Origin of the sequence: Lacihabitans sp. LS3-19 (genome assembly GCF_024343575.1) — a bacterium.
GTDB lineage: Bacteria > Bacteroidota > Bacteroidia > Cytophagales > Spirosomataceae > Leadbetterella.
Map to the genome: position 1 here is coordinate 1 of NZ_RJUA01000115.1, position 17,607 is coordinate 17,607.

General features: G+C 37.0%; 15 protein-coding genes. 13 read left to right on the forward strand and 2 right to left on the reverse strand.

The window, feature by feature from the left end; genetic code table 11:
• The coding region (locus tag EGI22_RS17005) for an SdrD B-like domain-containing protein (RefSeq protein ID WP_310588178.1) at nucleotides 1-3,301 on the reverse strand (3,301 nt) is incomplete at its 3' end.
• A 204-nt stretch (nucleotides 3,302-3,505) separates the two neighbouring features.
• On the opposite strand from EGI22_RS17005, the gene rhaT reads away from it, so the two are divergent.
• Both rhaT and EGI22_RS17015 read left to right on the forward strand, forming a co-directional pair.
• Entirely contained in the window at nucleotides 3,506-4,558 is a 1,053-nt protein-coding gene (rhaT, locus tag EGI22_RS17010; protein ID WP_255069630.1) for an L-rhamnose/proton symporter RhaT, read from the forward strand.
• 7 nt (nucleotides 4,559-4,565) lie between these two features.
• Nucleotides 4,566-5,405 carry a sulfurtransferase gene (locus EGI22_RS17015; protein ID WP_255069631.1) on the forward strand — a complete coding sequence of 280 codons (840 nt, stop codon included), beginning with the start codon at nucleotides 4,566-4,568 and terminating at the stop codon, nucleotides 5,403-5,405.
• Nucleotides 5,406-5,474: 69 nt separating this feature from the next.
• Here EGI22_RS17015 and EGI22_RS17020 read toward each other — a convergent pair whose 3' ends face one another.
• Nucleotides 5,475-5,630, reverse strand: coding sequence for a hypothetical protein (locus EGI22_RS17020; RefSeq protein ID WP_255069632.1), 156 nt, complete (start codon nucleotides 5,628-5,630; stop codon nucleotides 5,475-5,477).
• A gap of 45 nt (nucleotides 5,631-5,675) precedes the next feature.
• Between EGI22_RS17020 and EGI22_RS17025 the strand changes: the two genes are divergently transcribed.
• The 11 genes from EGI22_RS17025 to EGI22_RS17075 all read left to right on the forward strand — a co-directional run bounded on the left by EGI22_RS17025 (nucleotide 5,676) and on the right by EGI22_RS17075 (nucleotide 17,606).
• Nucleotides 5,676-6,974, forward strand: a complete 1,299-nt coding sequence (locus EGI22_RS17025; RefSeq protein WP_255069633.1) for a sialidase family protein — start codon at nucleotides 5,676-5,678, stop codon at nucleotides 6,972-6,974.
• A gap of 99 nt (nucleotides 6,975-7,073) precedes the next feature.
• Nucleotides 7,074-7,583, forward strand: a complete 510-nt coding sequence (locus tag EGI22_RS17030) for a heme-binding domain-containing protein (protein ID WP_255069634.1) — start codon at nucleotides 7,074-7,076, stop codon at nucleotides 7,581-7,583.
• A gap of 83 nt (nucleotides 7,584-7,666) precedes the next feature.
• Nucleotides 7,667-8,527, forward strand: a complete 861-nt coding sequence (locus tag EGI22_RS17035) for a dienelactone hydrolase family protein (protein ID WP_255069635.1) — start codon at nucleotides 7,667-7,669, stop codon at nucleotides 8,525-8,527.
• Between the two features lie 247 nt (nucleotides 8,528-8,774).
• Nucleotides 8,775-10,496, forward strand: coding sequence for a GMC oxidoreductase (locus tag EGI22_RS17040; RefSeq protein WP_255069636.1), 1,722 nt, complete (start codon nucleotides 8,775-8,777; stop codon nucleotides 10,494-10,496).
• A 62-nt stretch (nucleotides 10,497-10,558) separates the two neighbouring features.
• On the forward strand, nucleotides 10,559-11,152 hold the full coding sequence (locus tag EGI22_RS17045; RefSeq protein WP_255069638.1) for a gluconate 2-dehydrogenase subunit 3 family protein: 594 nt from the start codon (nucleotides 10,559-10,561) through the stop codon (nucleotides 11,150-11,152).
• A gap of 94 nt (nucleotides 11,153-11,246) precedes the next feature.
• Nucleotides 11,247-13,358: a bifunctional aldolase/short-chain dehydrogenase gene (locus EGI22_RS17050; RefSeq protein ID WP_255069639.1), complete on the forward strand. Its 2,112-nt coding sequence runs from the start codon at nucleotides 11,247-11,249 to the stop codon at nucleotides 13,356-13,358.
• Between the two features lie 162 nt (nucleotides 13,359-13,520).
• Complete coding sequence (locus EGI22_RS17055; RefSeq protein ID WP_255069640.1) at nucleotides 13,521-14,801, forward strand: sugar isomerase; 1,281 nt, start codon at nucleotides 13,521-13,523, stop codon at nucleotides 14,799-14,801.
• A 46-nt stretch (nucleotides 14,802-14,847) separates the two neighbouring features.
• Nucleotides 14,848-15,018, forward strand: a complete 171-nt coding sequence (locus EGI22_RS17060; RefSeq protein ID WP_255069641.1) for a hypothetical protein — start codon at nucleotides 14,848-14,850, stop codon at nucleotides 15,016-15,018.
• Nucleotides 14,990-15,514 (forward strand): DUF6169 family protein, encoded by a 525-nt coding sequence (locus tag EGI22_RS17065; RefSeq protein ID WP_255069642.1) that lies wholly within the window; start codon nucleotides 14,990-14,992, stop codon nucleotides 15,512-15,514. The genes EGI22_RS17060 and EGI22_RS17065 overlap by 29 nt, the downstream gene beginning before the upstream one ends.
• Nucleotides 15,511-16,221, forward strand: a complete 711-nt coding sequence (locus tag EGI22_RS17070) for a (Fe-S)-binding protein (protein ID WP_255069643.1) — start codon at nucleotides 15,511-15,513, stop codon at nucleotides 16,219-16,221. The genes EGI22_RS17065 and EGI22_RS17070 overlap by 4 nt, the downstream gene beginning before the upstream one ends.
• Nucleotides 16,218-17,606 carry a lactate utilization protein B gene (locus tag EGI22_RS17075; protein ID WP_255069644.1) on the forward strand — a complete coding sequence of 463 codons (1,389 nt, stop codon included), beginning with the start codon at nucleotides 16,218-16,220 and terminating at the stop codon, nucleotides 17,604-17,606. The genes EGI22_RS17070 and EGI22_RS17075 overlap by 4 nt, the downstream gene beginning before the upstream one ends.
• Nucleotide 17,607: the final 1 nt, after the last annotated feature.

Below are 17,607 nucleotides of genomic sequence, written 5' to 3' on the forward strand. Positions count from 1 at the left end.
CATTACAACCCGCCGCTGTTGCGGTTATTGTTGAAGTACCTGACCATCCAGCTGCAAAAGTTACTTCTCCAGTTAAAGAATTGATAGTATTTCCAGCTCCTAAACTTGTTGCATCTAAAGCATAAGTTATTCCTGTAGAATTAGCTGCCGACGCACTATAAGTTACATTTCCAGCACCTTGACATCTTGAAGAAGTAGCTCCAAGAGCGAAAATTGGTGCAGAAACAGTAGGTGTAATTGTAATAGTATGATTTGATGAAACAGGTCCATTACAACCCGCCGCTGTTGCGGTTATTGTTGATGTACCTGACCATCCAGCTACGTAAGAAACTTGCCCTGTCGAAGTATTAATCGTATTTCCAGCCCCTATACTTGTTGCATCCAAAGCATAAGTTATTCCTGTTGAATTAGCTGCCGATGCACTGTAAGTCACATTTCCCGCACCCTGACATCTTGTAGAAGTTGCTCCAAGAGCGAAAGTTGGAGTTGAAACACTAAGAGATATTACAACATTTGTGGTTGCTGTAGCTGAGCATGCAGTTCCATCAGTCACTATTAAAGTATAAATGCCCGCATTTAAGGTGCTTGCTGTATTAATAGTTGGATTTTGCGAATTTGAATTAAAAGAATTTGGCCCAGTCCAGCTATATAAAGTTCCACCAACAGAGGCTCCTAGTAAATTAATATTCGTTCCTTCACAAACTGGGGAATTACTACTTGCTGAGGCAGTGATTGGGACATAACATGGATGATGAAATCCCTGATCAAAGGTGTTGTTTACTATTGCAGTTACAGTAAAAATATCTGTTACACCTACTATTTCACCGCCAGAAAGAGTGATCGAGTTACCATCCGAATCTATATTGTCATTATTAGTACTATCTTTTGGTGAAACCAAAAAATCACCACCAGGATTATGAAAAACTAGGTATCTGTCACCTAAAGATTCATTAGAAAATTCATAATAACCCGGATTTCCAAATGAATCATTGCTGGTAAGTGTAAATGAAACTAATGAATCAGTAGCTGGATTTGGTGAAGATCCGTAGGGTTTAAATAATTCAACTAAGATATTGTTTAAACCTTTATTTGTTGGTTCATCTTGTAATCCATTTGCATTTACATCTTCCCATACATAGTTTCCAATAACAGGCGGAATCGAAGGCAATATTTTTACTCCAACTTTTATCGGTTCTGATGCTAAAAGGACCGAGTTGTTATCATCTCTGGTAGCAATATAGCCAAATGAATTCCATGCAGTTTCACCCGCAGTAGGTGCTCCCATTGGAACACGCATAGGCCAGTTAAGATCAATCGTGTCATTTGGTTGCATTACTAAAGCTCCAAAGTCAAACTTTAGTGATTGCACAGTTGTAATATCCATTGGAGGCGTTAAACTCCAGTTCGGATTAACACAAGGCGTGGGAATTCCAGGTGTTAATTCATCTCTGCAAGGATTTGAAACTGTGCTGTAATAAACAGAAACCCCAGGATTTGAAGCAGTTATTTCATCAATCAAAAAAGGTCTCCATTCACTATTTCTATTGCTTAAATCTATTACGCCTTTATCCCCTACGAACGGTAGAATGTCAATTACTTTAATTTCTTTTAAAGCAACATCTCCCGAGTTTTTTACTTGTAATTTGTAATCGGCTGTTCCACCTGGAGACGTATTTCCTATAACTGGATAACGTGTGTAATCAGAATCCAAAGTTCCTTTTACCCATTTGATAGATTCTAGGCCTGCACCAGAAGGAAATACCACATTTAAATACCTAAAAGCTGTTGTTAAGCTATCATTTGTTAGTCCGTCATTATCTAAATCATCAGTATCCAGAATGTTTGTATAGTTTTCTGGATATAACCAGCCCCACCAATTGCTGAATAGAACTTCGTCATTTATATCTGAACTATAAAAAGTCTTATTTTTTAGTTGTCCTGAAGGAACACCAGGCTTAACTCTGACTTTTAATTTAATAGTGAAAACTTTGGCTTGAGCCAAAGGATTATGTAAAATAGTGGCATTGTAATTCCACTTTAGATAGGTTTGACCTGTTCCTTGGTAGTCGTCAATTTTCTGAAAACTTGGTTGTAGGTTTGTCCCGTTAAATGGATCACCCCAAGCCTCTTCAGCTACATAGGATATGTATTCAAATTCAGGTGGTAAAAGGTCAATAACAGTGGGATTAACATAGTCTTTCCCCGATACTTCATCTACACCACTAAAAAGATTAAATACTAATGTGTCACCAGGCAAGTATCCTGACCTGAAATTTTCAACTTCTTTTTCAGCTAAAATACTCAGTGTTGGTGTACTAGTTTTGATAGTTGCACAGGCGGATGCCGTTTTTGCAATGGAGTTAATTGTTCCCGTAGACGAAATACAATTTATCATATCAGTCCCAACGGGCGTAGACGGCTCTACCTGCCCGTATATTATACCCATATCTAGAAATGGTGACCAATCATAAAATTGTCCACCACCTGGGATTGGATTGAGATAATCAAACCTTAATTCTGTTACATATTCATTTGTGATAAGATAAAAAGGAGTAAGATCTAAAAAATATGCCTGACTTAAGTCATAGGGACCACCTGTAGCGAGTCTGTAGGTTGCGTTTAAATTAGTCTTAAAATAAATGTTATAGTTTATTCCAATTGCATTCGAATATGTTATTGGATGAAGACTTGTAAGTCGGATTTGCGAAGGCAATACTTCGGTAAGGACCAAATTGTCAATTGCAAAGTTTTGACTTCTATTTGACCACATAAATTGATAAATACTACCATTGCCAGCAGAAGCCTCTGTATATCCTGATTTATAATTATATATTTCATTCTCCCAAGCGTAAATTATTCCGTTTGTTGTTGTGACGTTTGTAGTATTACTTGGTAGAGTATTCCCTGGACCACCGTAAGCAACGTTTGGTATTATTGTACCATCTGCTGTATTTGTTTTTATTGCTGCTACTAATTGTACTTCGTCAGTAGTACCATTCAATATCGGATTCATTGTAATAGAAACCGTATTATTGGAGCTATTATAATTAATTGATTGAACGTTCCCAGTAGGTGAACTAGCCCCCAAATAATCCAAATTGATATTAAAAGGGTCAGTAATTACCACATTATTACATGTTCCAGATGTACTAGGACATTGGATTTGTATTGTGTAAGTAAACGGTACATTAGGATCAGCACTGCTCACACTAACCGTTTTGGTTACTTGAATTTGAGAAAAAGACGTTAGACTTATATTTATTAGAAAGCACGTAAGAAGCATGAAATAAATTTTTTTCATAATCTCTTACGTTTTAATGTGCATTGTACAGTAAATTAAATCACAAAAATGATGCCACTTAATAATGATTTTGTTGATTTTGATACTAACGGTTTACAGTTAATAAGTTAAGTGTTGCTTGCTTTAAAAGGAGAGTAAAGGAGAGTAATAAAGGATTTTGTTTTTTATATTTGTAAAATTTAAATATCAACCCTATAAATACTTATGCAAGCCTTACTCGGAATAATTTTTCACTCAATTGGCGGATTTTCTTCAGGTAGTTTCTATATGCCTTTCAAAAAAGTAAAAGGCTGGGCTTGGGAGAGTTATTGGATAGTCGGAGGTTTATTTTCATGGCTGATTGTACCACCAATTGCGGCTTATTTAACCATACCAAATTTTGCTGAAATAATATCAAACACAGCTTCTTCTGTTACCAACGTTGCGTTTTTAATGGGTTTACTTTGGGGTATTGGAGGGCTTACCTATGGTTTAGGCGTTAGGTATTTGGGTATGTCTCTTGGTAACTCTGTCGTTCTAGGATTTTGTTCTGCTTTTGGTTCTTTGGTGCCCGCTATTTATTACGATTTTAATCCAACAGATGGCAAAACTTCCTTTTCTCAAATGTTGCATAGCTCTGGTGGTCAGATAGTTTTGAGTGGAGTCGTTGTTTGCATAGTCGGAATTATAATTTTAGGTAGAGCAGGTTTATTAAAGGAAAAAAGTCTAACCCAAGAGCAACAGCAAGCCAGCGTAAAAGAATTTAGTTTAGTAAAAGGTCTTATAATCGCTATTATTTCTGGTATTTTGAGTTCATTTTTCAACTTTGGAATAGAAGCAGGAAAGCCAATGGCGGAGGCGGCTGTTGCTACTGGAAACAACCCGCTTTTTCAAAATAATGTAACCTATATTATCGTAATGTGGGGAGGTCTTACCACCAATTTTATTTGGTGTATGTATTTGAATTTCAAGAATAAAACATTTGGAGATTATACAAATACAAACACACCTATAGCAAGCAATGTTTTGTTTTCGGGAATTGCCGGAACCATGTGGTTTCTTCAGTTTTTCTTTTATGGTATGGGCGAAAGCAAGTTAGGAAATGGTGCAAGCTCTTGGATACTTCACATGGCTACCATAATTTTAACGGCTAATCTTTGGGGTTTATATTTAAAAGAATGGAAAGGTGTTTCACAAAAATCTTTCAGAACATTTTTATTTGGAATAGCTGTGATGTTACTTTCGATTGTATTGGTAGGTATTGGAAATTCAATGTAAAAATATTATGAAAAACGCTATAATTCAAGCGGCAGATTTATTTAAACTTAAAGGCCAAGAAAATCTAATATTAGTAGATGCTAGTCAAGGTCCAAATGCAAAAACTAATTACCTTTCTCAGCATCTAGAAGGAGCGGTTTATGTTGATTTGGATACGGATTTGGCTGATATTAAAGCAGATTTTGCAGATGGAGGTCGCCATCCTTTACCAAGTCTTTCGCAATTTTCAAACACTTTAAATGACCTCGGAATATCTCCAAGCAGCCATGTCGTGGTTTATGATGATAAAGGTGGGGCAAATGCAGCAGCACGTTTTTGGTGGATGTTAAATGCTATTGGGCATAAAAATGTTCAAGTACTAAATGGAGGCATGCTTGCTGCTGTTTCAGCTGGGTTTTTAACTTCGTCAGATATTACTAAAAAGACCGCTGAAAGCACTTACCAAATAATTGATTGGCAAAGCCCAACTGTTGAAATAGATTTTGTAGAGAATGTCGCTCAAAATCCAGATTATTTGGTGATAGATGTTAGAGATGCTGCAAGATATAGAGGAGAAACCGAACCTATTGATTTAGTGGCTGGTCACATTCCAGGGGCTGTCAATGTTCCTTTGACTGGGAATTTAGATGAAAACGGCCTATTTCTTTCTCCAGAAATTTTAAGAAAAAAATACGAAGAAGTAATAAACGGCAGGCCTTTGGATAAGGTAATCGTACATTGTGGGTCAGGCGTTACCGCTTGTCATTCTATATTGGCCATGGTTTCTGCAGGCTTTGAAATTCCAAAACTTTACGTTGGTTCATGGAGCGAATGGTCTCGAAATGGAAAGGAAATCGGCATTGGGTAAGCCCATATCTTCCCGCCCAAGTCAGTGTCCCCACTGACTTCACCGCCTAAGTCAGTGTCCTCACTGACTTTACCCGCCCAAGTCAATGCCCCCACTGACTTTACTAGCCCAAGTCTGTTTCCTCACTGACTTCACGCCCAATCCCCATCCCATTTTGTCGAATATTTCTCTCACATTATATAATATTCCTGACATTTCCTCTCTGATTTTTATACTTTTGAACATTAGTTTTAAAGCCAAATTGTTGGCAAAATTCAAAATTTACAGCGTATGTTCCGTTTAATTTTCTTCTTCCCGTTATTCTTTTTAAGTATTTGGAATTTAAATTTTTCCAAAAATAAAGCTACTTCACCTTCACAAGAAATTACAATTTGTAATACTTCAGTTCAAAACAGTTTTTCGAAATATTCTAGTAATACAGATCAAAAAGAAGTGAAAGGTATTGAGATACCTTTTGAGAACGACCCAAACAAAACGTATAGTTCACCTCTTTTGGCAAATACTTCAAATGGAGAAATAATGATCTCTTGGACTGAAAAAGACGAGAAAGGAATTGTATCTTTTTGTGTGGCTTTTTCAAAAAATAAAGGAGAAACATTTTCTAAGAAAAATGTGATTTTCTCAGGTACTGGAATAGGCAACAGCCGAATGATGAGAGCCAAAGTTTTAAGTAAAAGAAATGGTGGTTTTGTCGCGATTTTTGCAAATAGAGAAGAGAGCCAAGGAAGCAGTTCTGGAAGGGGAGGGAGGTCTTCAAATATTGTTTTCTGTGAGTCAAAAGATGGCGGGAAAACATGGAGTCAACCCGCCAATGTGGATTCTGACCCAAAAAAAGGCATAGTTCGTGGTTTTTTTGATGCAGTGGTGATGACCAATGACGAAATAGCTGTCTCATATCTTAAAGATGTGGCTAACAGCACGAAAAGAGAAGAAAGAGACTTGAGATTGGTGCTCTCAAAAAACGGTATTTTTCAGCCTGAGCGATTAATTGATCCTGTTGTATGTGACTGCTGCCCGATAAACTTTATGATTGGGAATGATGGCTCTCTTAATGTGATTTATAGAGACAATAATGATAATATTAGAGATATGGCAAAAATGACTTCGTATGACAATGGTTTGACTTTCTCAAAACCTGAAATCATTTTCAATGATAAGTGGGAAATCAACGGTTGTCCTCATAATGGAGCAGTTTCGACACCTGATGGAAATTCTGGATTAGTTTCTTGGTTTTCAGGTTCTGATCAAGAAATGGGCATTCGATTGACATCTTTAAATGGAAAGAAAATATTTGTTTTGGATGATGCCACTGCCCGTAACCAAATGTTGGTAAAAATGCCTAAATCTTCGGTTTTGCTATGGGAACAAAACAAAGATGACGACAATTTATCTAGTATCGCTTTAAGAACAATAGTGGACGGAAAATCCTCTGAGACAATTTGGGTAGAAAATTCTGCAAATTCTAATGGAATAACAGGATTGAATGCCGGAGATTTTATGCTAATTGCCAGTGAGAGTATTCAGTCAGACAAAAAAAACAAAATCAAAATCAGCAAAATAAGAATCTGAACTATAATGAGACTTTTAAAAAAATAATACCAGTTTCATTTTCTATATTGCATGTAAATTTTTCAAAAAATATATTCTTTCATCTTAAAAATTACAACAATGCTTAAAAAAATCCTTATCGGTTTAGCCATAGTTTTAGTGGTTATCCAGTTTATTAAACCTGAGAAAAATCTATCTGACGACAATACTTACGCTATTGCCACCAAATATGATGTGCCTGATGATGTAAAGCAAATTCTTGAAGTAGCTTGCAACGATTGCCACTCCAATAAAACTGCTTATCCGTGGTATTCTAATTTCCAGCCTGCCGCATGGTTTCTAAACGATCATGTAGTTGATGGCAAAAAGCATTTAAACCTTTCTACTTTTACAAAAATGCCGATTGCGGTTCAAAATCATAAATTGGAAGAAACCAAAGAAATGGTGGAGAAAAAAGAAATGCCCTTGGAATCATATACCTATTTTGGGTTGCATAAAGAAGCGAAATTGACTGACGAACAGAGACAAATATTAATAACTTGGGCAGAAGCTCAAATGGATTCATTAAAAGCACATTACCCGGCAGATAGCTTGGTAATGAAAAGAAGAACTCCTCCTCCTGCTGAATAAAAATCCAAAAATTAGAAACCGCGAAAACAAACGCGGTTTTTTTTTGTTGTATTCCAAAACGTAACATTTAACCATAAAATACTATGTATAGAATTTTGATTCTTTTGCCCGTTATTTTTGCATTCATATTTTTTGTGCCTCAAAGTTCAAATTATGAAGAATCGACCGATGGCATTACTATTTGCCATACTTTTCTTCCAGACGATATGCGTCAGTTTGCTCTCGATCCTGAATTTCAGGCTTTACACGCTTCTCCTTTGCCTTTAGATTATGATGGTATTGGAAAGAAGATAACTTTCAAGACTTCAGATGGTACGGATGCCAAGGGTTATTTTATAAAGGCCAAAAAGAAATCTAATAAGTGGCTGTTTGTATACCAAGAGTGGTGGGGATTAAACGAATACATAGAGCGTCAATCAGATACATTCTATAAAGATTTGGGCGAAAATGTAAATGTATTGGCTGTGGATATGTATGATGGAAAATCATCTTCAAATCCACAAGAAGCAGGAAAATTGATGTCAGAAACCAAAGACGCTAGGTTGGTAAATATCGTTAACGGTGCTTTTGCGTTTGCAGGTCCAAAAGCCAAAGTAGCCAATGTGGGTTGGTGTTTTGGTGGAAGTTGGTCATTGCGTTCGGCTATTTTGGGAGGCAAAAACACAATCGGTTCAGTGATGTATTACGGCATGCCTGTTAGTGATATCGACGAATTGAAAAAACTAAATTCTGATGTTTTGGGCCTTTTCGCCACTGAAACCAGAATTTCTAAAGAGGTTATTGAACAATTTGACGCTAATATGAATACGGCTGGCAAGAAATTAACCTACAAAATATTCTCCGGTGTACATGGATTCGCAAACCCAAGCAATCCAAAATTTGATGAAGAGAACGCCAAAGTTGCTTATGGAATGGCGTTGGATTATTTGAAGAGTAAATATTGATTGATTGATTGATTTTTGTTTTCAAAAAGTAAGTCTCGGTTTTAACTGAGGCTTATTTTTTTTGAAAATTCCCCACACTTTTTGTAAAAGTTTAAAATCTATTGTTTATTGAAAGTTCATATTTCGATATATCATAAAGCAATTATTTTAAGAAATAGAAACCTTGTTTTTAATATTATACCCATTTTTTTGCCATTTTATTTGAACAATATCCTAAATTCGCATTTATTCAACCAAAATACTTTAAATGGCGAACCTAAATACAAAGCTTAACGCTACCAATACCTATGATGCAATTGTTGTCGGCTCTGGAATGAGCGGAAGTTGGGCAGCAAAAGAACTTTCCGAAAAAGGGCTTAAAACGTTAGTACTTGAAAAAGGCAGAATGGTGAATCATATCGAAGATTATCCAACCATGATGCAAGACCCATGGGATAAAGATCACCGTGGAGGTTTAACTGTAGAAGATCGAAAAAAACACCATATTCAAATCAGAAGTGGGTTTGTTGGTGAAGATACCAAACATTTCTGGACCAATGACCTGGAAAATCCTTATCAAGAAATTCAACCTTTTGATTGGATCAGAGGTAATCAAACTGGCGGAAGGTCTTTGATTTGGGGGAAACATACCTACCGTTGGAGCGACCATGATTTTGAAGCCAATGCTCGTGAGGGAATTGCAATAGACTGGCCTATTCGTTACAAAGATATAGCTCCGTGGTATTCTTATGTTGAAAAATACATTGGCGTAAGTGGAGAAAAATTAGGTCTGAGTCATTTGCCCGATGGTGAGTTTCAACCTATGTTTCCGCTTAATTGCCTCGAAGATCATTTCAAACAACAGATTCAAAGTAAGTTTAAAGGTCGATATGTAACTTCAGGAAGAGTTGCACACTTAACCGAGCCCACTGAGGAACAGTTAAAGCAAGGAAGAGGGAAGTGCCAAAACCGCAATCGTTGTTCCAGAGGATGTCCTTATGGAGCATATTTCAGTGCAAATGCATCCACACTACCAGCTGCAAACGCTACGGGAAATTTTGTAATTAGGCCACATTCTGTCGTTAAGGAGGTATTGTACGATAATCAAACTCAAAAAGCCACTGGTGTAGTCGTGATAGATGCCGAAACAATGGAGGAGCATACTTTTAAGGCTAAAATTATTTTCTTGAACGCCTCAGCTATGGCTACTGCACAGATTTTACTCAACTCAAAATCTGATAGATTTCCGAATGGTATGGGGAATGATTCAGGCGAAATTGGGCATAACATCATGGACCATCATTACCATGTAGGTGCTATGGGCGACTATGATGGAATGGAAGAAGACTATTACAAAGGTCGGAAACCAGTGGGTATTTTTATTCCGAAATATGTTAATCTAGATGCAGCTACACAAAACAAAGATTTCCTTCGTGGATACGATTATCAAGGAGCTTCTGGTAGAAGTAATTGGGGAAGAGGCGGAGATGCAATAGGCGTAGGTGCCGATTTTAAAGACTCGCTTTACAAACCAGGCGGCTGGAATATGTCTTTGATGGGATTTGGCGAAGTACTGCCTTATCATGAAAATAAGATGCACTTAGATTATACCAAAACTGACAAATGGGGAATGCCTCAGATAGTTTTTGATGCAGGATTTAAGGAAAATGAATTGGAAATGAGGAAAAAAATCAAAGCAGATGCAGTTGAAATGTTGGAACAATCAGGTTTTAAAAATATCCGAAGCTTTGATAATTCCGGAGGTATGGGCGTAGGTGTTCACGAAATGGGTACTGCCAGGATGGGCCGCGATCCAAAAACCTCTGTATTGAATGGAAACAATCAATTGCATGATGTGAAAAATGTGTTCATAACAGACGGAGCATGTATGACCAGCTCAAACTGCGTGAATCCATCTATAACCTATATGGCCTTGACAGCTAGGGCAGCAAGTTTTGCTATAGATGAGCTTAACAAGAAAAACCTGTAAAGACGCAATGCATTGCGTCTTATCGAGGATAGCATTGCACTCATACCTAAAAATTGAAAAAAATGAACAGAAGAGATTTGATAAAAAATACCGCGGCTGCCTTAGGAATAAGTTTGGTAGGTATATCTATGTCCGAGATATTAGTTTCATGTAAAAAAGAAGCGAATTTAGATTGGAAACCAGTTTTTTTTACAAATTACCAAGCAGCCTTGGTGGCAGAGATAGCCGAAACTATTTTGCCAAAAACAAAAACACCAGGAGCCAAAGAAATGGGTGTGCCTCCGTTTATCGACAAAATGGTAAAAGAAACGATGGATGAAGTTGCTCAAAAAGAATTGATAGAAGGATTAGGGAATTTTGAAGATGGAGTTAATGCTAAATTTGGTAAATCATTTCTTGAAATTACAGAAAAAGAAAAATTAGAATATTTAGAAAAAGAAGATAAAGACAAACCTCGCTCAGGCTTAAATATGTGGGGGATTTCTTTAGAAAAAGACCCTCCTAAACCTACTTTCTTTAAAACCATCAAAGGTCTAACTCTTTTGGGTTTTTACACTTCTGAAGAAATCGGCAGAAATGTATTGGTTTATGATCCTGTTCCAGGAGAGTATATTGGTTGTATGCCATTAAATGGCCAAAACTCCTGGACTGAATAAGATAATCAGCACAGTAAAGGACAGTTTAAAAAAACAGAAAATATATTTTTGTAAAAAATAAATAGAAATCAAATTTCATTCAAATTTCATTCAAATGTCATTTAATAAAGATTCATTTAAGCATGCCAGTTACCTATGGGATGATGCCAAAGCAGCAGAATTAGCGGGTGACGAAGTAGCACTTTTTATATATAGATCTAATCTTTTAGGGGCCGATCTTAGGTTAACCAATTACGGAGGTGGCAACACTTCAGTAAAAATTACAGACAAAGACCCTCTAACGGGAAATGAAACAGAGGTAATGTGGATCAAAGGTTCTGGTGGAGACATAGGGACCTTGAAAAAATCTGGATGTGCTGCTTTATATATGGATAGATTATTGAATCTTGAAAATGTATACAGAGGTATTGCGTTTGAAGATGAAATGGTGGAGCTTTTCAATCACTGCATATTTGATTTAGCTTCAAAAGCTCCTTCCATCGATACACCTTTGCATGGCTTTTTGCCATTTAAGCATATAGATCACCTTCATCCAGATGCTGCCATTGCTATTGCCGCTGCAAAAGATGGTGAAAAAATAACTGAGGAGCTATTTAACGGTGAAATCGGTTGGGTAGGCTGGCAAAGACCTGGTTTTGATTTAGGCTTAAAATTGAGAGCATGTCTTCAGGAAGCTGCCGATAAAGGTATAGCTTTGAAAGGTATAATGTTGGGCTCACACGGATTGTTTACTTGGGGAGATACTGCATATTCGAGTTATATCAATACATTAGAAGTTATCGAAAAATGTGCTCAATATTTGGAAGATAACTTTGGAAAAACAAGACCAGTTTTTGGTGGACAAAAAATCGAAAGTTTAGGAGAAACTGAAAGAAAAGAAAAAGCTGCCGCTTTAGCTCCAACATTGAGAGGATATTGTTCTTCAGAACGAAAAATGGTGGGGCATTTTACGGATGATAGTAGAGTTTTGGAATTTATCAATTCAAATGATTTGGCAAAATTAGCTCCTTTAGGTACTTCTTGTCCAGACCATTTCTTGAGAACTAAAATTGCCCCTTTGGTTTTAGATCCTGCAAAAATTGAGGATAAAGCTTATTTGGATACTGTTTTTGAAGAATATAGAACAGGCTACAAAGCCTATTATGATGCTTGCAAACATCCAAATTCACCTGCAATGCGTGACCCAAATCCAGTTGTGATTCTTTATCCAGGTGTTGGTATGTTTACGTTTGCCAAAGACAAAACAATGGCTCGTCTGGCTTCAGAATATTATACGAATGCCATCAACGTAATGAAAGGTGCGGAGGCGGTTTCAGAATATACGGCATTGCCACATCAAGAGGCATTTGATATTGAATATTGGTTACTTGAGGAGGCAAAATTGCAACGTATGCCTAAGCCTAAAGCTCTTTCAGGTAGAATAGCTTTGATAACAGGTAGTGCGGGAGGAATTGGAAAAGCTATCGCAAAGAAATTTGCGGAAGAAGGAGCATGCGTTATTTTGAATGATATCAATCAAGAAAGATTAGATGGAGCAAAAGAGGAGTTTTTAAAACTTTTCGGAAAAGATGCAGTGGCTTCTACTTTATTGAATGTAACAGATAAAGACTCTGCTTTTACAGCTTTTGAAAATACAGCCTTGGCATTTGGTGGGGTGGATATAGTAGTCAATAATGCAGGTATAAGTATTTCGAAATCAATAGCTGAGCACAGTTTAGAAGAATGGGATAAGTTGTACGATATTTTGGTAAAAGGTCAATTCATTGTTTCTCAAGCAGGAGTAGCCATTATGCGTAAGCAGGGAATTGGAGGCGATATTGTAAATATTGTTTCTAAAAACGCCGTTGTAGCCGGACCAAATAATCCTGGATATGGATCTGCAAAAGCTGCCCAAGCCCACATGACCAGATTGATGGCCGCCGAACTTGGAGCTGACAAAATTAGAGTAAATACAGTAAACCCTGATGCCGTAATTTCTGATTCAAATATTTGGGCAGGCGGATGGGCCGAAGGTCGTGCTAAAGCTTATGGAATCACAGTTGAAGAGCTTCCAGCTTATTATGCCAAAAGAACTTTGTTAAACGAAATCATCCTGCCTGACGATATTGCCAACGCATGTTTCGCCTTAGTGGGAGGTTTGTTGAATAAATCTACCGGCAACGCAATAAACGTAGACGGCGGCGTAGCGATGGGCTTTTATAGGTAATTTTGGCATACGGATTTAACAGATTTAACACGGATAATTTTTCAAGAATCTCCAACGAAAAATGTTGCTTTTAGGAAATTTTGCATAATTAAATCAATGTCAATATTAAGATAATCCGTGTCAAATCCATGTTAATCCGTGTTCTATTAAAAACAACAAAATATGATAATTTCTCAAAATATAATAGACGACCATAACGCCAAACAATTGGCAAAACATAAAATCCTTTTTGATTTCGCAAAAAACGAAACAGAGGGTGTTGAAAATATTATTCAAAGGCTTATCGATTTTCAAGTTGCCATTCCATCTTGGGCATTAGGAACTGGGGGTACACGTTTTGGCCGTTTTCCTGGTGGAGGTGAACCTCGAAGTTTGGAAGAAAAAATTGAAGATGTAGGACTTTTACATAAATTAAATAAAACTTCTGGAGCAATATCTTTGCACATTCCATGGGATATTCCGACTTCGCCAAAAGATATCCAAACACTTGCTGCTCAGCATGGTTTGGCTTTTGATGCAGTAAATTCCAACACATTTCAGGACCAAGCAGATCAGGCTTTAACTTATAAATTCGGCTCTTTACAAAATGTAAATAAGGCAATTCGCAAGCAAGCTATTGACCATAACATAGAAGTGATCAAACATGGAATAGATTTGGGTTCTAAGTCTTTAACAGTTTGGTTGTCAGATGGTTCTTGCTTTCCAGGTCAGTTGAATTTCAGAAAAGCATTTGAAAATACCTTAGAAAGTCTCCAAGAAATTTATGTTGCACTACCGTCGGATTGGAAGATGTTTGTTGAGTATAAAGCTTTCGAACCGAACTTTTATTCAATGACAGTTGGAGATTGGGGACAATCATTGCTGTACGCATCAAAATTAGGAGAAAAAGCATATACATTGGTAGACTTAGGCCATCATTTGCCGAATGCTAACATAGAGCAAATCGTAAGTTTGTTGATGATGGAAGGGAAATTGGGAGGCTTCCATTTCAATGATTCAAAATATGGTGACGACGACCTAACAGTAGGAAGTATAAATCCTTATCAGTTGTTCTTGATTTTTAATGAATTGACCCAAGGAACTCAGCCAAACAATTCTCCTTTTGAATTAGGCTCAGGATTTGGATGGATGATTGATGCTTCCCACAATATAAAAGACCCACTAGAAGATTTATTACAATCTGTGGAGGCTATTATGGTTGCTTATGCTCAATCGCTTTTGGTGGATGCTGATGCACTTGAGGAAGCTAGGATTTCAAATGACGTGGTAAAAGCCCAGGAAATCATTCAAGGTGCGTATCGAACTGACGTAAGACCAATAGTAGCTGAAGCAAGATTGAGAGCGGGTGCTGCTATTTCGCCAATCGGCATTTTCCGCGATTTGAATGTTCGTAATGCATTTATTGGAGAAAGGGGCTTAAAGACTGTTGCAACTGGATTATGATAATTTTTGTTTAGTTTTATATTTGAAAAATTAAAATCAGACTAAAATGATAACAGTTTCTTTAAAAAGTAAAAGCTTAAGTAGCCCTGATGCTATTTTATTGGCCAAAAAATTATTGGAAAGTAAAAAGGTATTACTAGAGGAAATAAAACAAGATGGTCAAAATCCTGACTTTATAAAAAGGGTTGATGAGCTTAGAAGAAGAAATGCAAAGTGAATCTAAAAAACATTATGACTTTTTCTTTTTAGGAGGAGTAAATGAGTCGTATGTTTTTGTCACTGAAAACGAGGTTTATTATGAAGCGAAATTTAAGCAAAGTAATTATTTATTTAGTGGCTTAAAAGAATTTGATATTGATGTTTTCGAGTTTGTAATTGACGTAGCAATTCCTTCGAAAGACGGAAAACTTCCTTCCGATTCCAAAATACCTGAAACTATTTCTCTTCTTATCAGAGATTTTTTTAATAAGAGTTCTCGAAATGCTATTTTGTACATCTGTGATTCTTCGGATTCAAGACAAGCTGCAAGAAAAAGGAAATTCGATAAATGGGTAGATTACTTTAAAGGAGACGAATTTATTAAAGTTGATTCTAAGATATTAGACATTGGTAATAATAAAATTTACAGTTCCTTAATTATAAAATCGGGAAATCCATTTTTTTCAGAAGTCATAAAATATTTTGGTAAACTAGGTTCCGGAAATTCCAAATGAAAGTAGCCCTTTTTATTCCATGTTATATTGATCAATTCTACCCAAAAGTAGGTATTGCCACTTTGCAATTGCTTGAGAAGTTGGGCTGTGAAGTTGTTTTTCCTCTAAATCAAACCTGCTGTGGTCAACCTATGGCTAACTCAGGTTATGAGCATATTACGGGCGATTGTTCCAAACTTTTCCAAGATAATTTTGATAAATTTGACTATGTAGTATCTCCTTCTGGTAGCTGTACATTGCACGTTAAAGAGCATATTCCACTAAAAGGAAAAATTTATGAATTGATTGAATTTATCACTGATATTCTAAAAATTGAAAGCTTAGAAGGAACCTTTAATCACAAAGTCGGCTTGCATCAAAGCTGTCATGGACAGCGTGGACTGCACTTAAGTCAAATGTCAGAATTGAATGCTCCCTATTTTTCAAAACCTGAGCTTTTGCTAAAGAACATAAAAGGCTTGGATTTGGTTACTTTGGATAGAAAAGATGAATGCTGCGGTTTTGGAGGTACATTTTGTGTATCTGAAGAGGCCGTTTCTGTTAGAATGGGACAAGACCGTTTGACAGATCATATAAAAAACGGTACTGAAATTCTGACAGGAGGCGATACTTCTTGTCTGATGCACTTGGAAGGCATAATTCGTAGAGAAAAGCATGCTATAAAAGTAATGCATGTTGCAGAAATTCTAAATGAAGCGATTTCATGAAAACGCATAGTGAAGCAGCCGAAATATTCAATAAGGACTTTGATCGTACCACTTGGCATGATGAAACCCTATATTTTGTTCGTCAGAAACGTGACAAAGCGGCTTTTCAAATAAATGATTGGGAGCTTTTGCGTGAAACAGCTTCGAAAATAAAAAATAATGTACTATCTAACATGCACAATTATTTGGTGCAGTTTGAAGAAAATGCCCTCCGAAATGGCATAAAAGTACATTGGGCAGCAGATGCCCTAGAACACAATGAGATAGTTTACGGAATTATTTCCGAATATTACAAAGGCGATATTCCTGCTGATACTTTCAAAGGCATGGTTAAGTCCAAGTCGATGTTGACGGAAGAATGCCACATGAATGAGTTTTTGAAAGAAAAAGGTATAGAAGTTATTGATACAGATTTGGGTGAACGAATTGTGCAATTGGCCGAAGAACCACCTTCACATATCGTAATGCCTTGTATTCACTGGAAAAAAGAAGAAATAGGGGAGTTGTTTCACAAACACCTAGGAACAGAAAAAGGAAATAAAGATCCACAGTATCTTACAGAAGCCGCTCGTCAGCACCTCAGAGACAAGTTTTTGACTCGACCTATAGCCTTGACAGGAGTAAATTTTGTGGTGGCCGAAACGGGCGAATTTGTAGTTTGTACCAATGAGGGCAATGCCGACATGGGAGCTCATCTGGCTGATGTTCATATAGCCAGTATGGGATTTGAGAAAATCATTCCTCAAAAAAAGCACTTAGGGGTATTTTTGAGGTTGTTGGCTAGGAGTGCTACTGGTCAGCCAATAACAACCTATTCGAGCCATTTTAAGAAACCCCGCGATGGCCAACAGATGCATATCGTGATCGTGGACAATGGTCGTTCAACACAATTGGGTCGTGAAGATTTTCGCAATTCGTTGAAATGCATACGATGTGCGGCATGTTTCAATACTTGTCCGGTTTATCGTAGAAGTGGAGGACATAGTTATCACAATGCCGTTGCAGGGCCTATTGGTTCTATTTTAGCTCCGAATCTGGATATGCGAGCCAACGCTGATTTGCCTTTTGCAAGTACACTTTGTGGTTCGTGTAGCAATGTTTGTCCAGTTAAAATCGATATCCATCAACAATTGTACAAATGGCGACAAGTTTTAGTGCAAGAAGGCTATACACCAGCGTCCAAAACTTTGGCGATGAAAGGGATGTCTACAGTTTTATCAAATCCTGGCGTTTTTAAGTTTTCAGGAAAAGTAGGTAGAATGTTGATGGATAAATTACCATTTTTGGTAAATAACAGCATGAATCCATGGTACAAACAGCGTGAAATGCCCGAGCCGCCGGAAGAAAGCTTTAGAGATTGGTATAAAAAGAATAGAGAAAAATAGA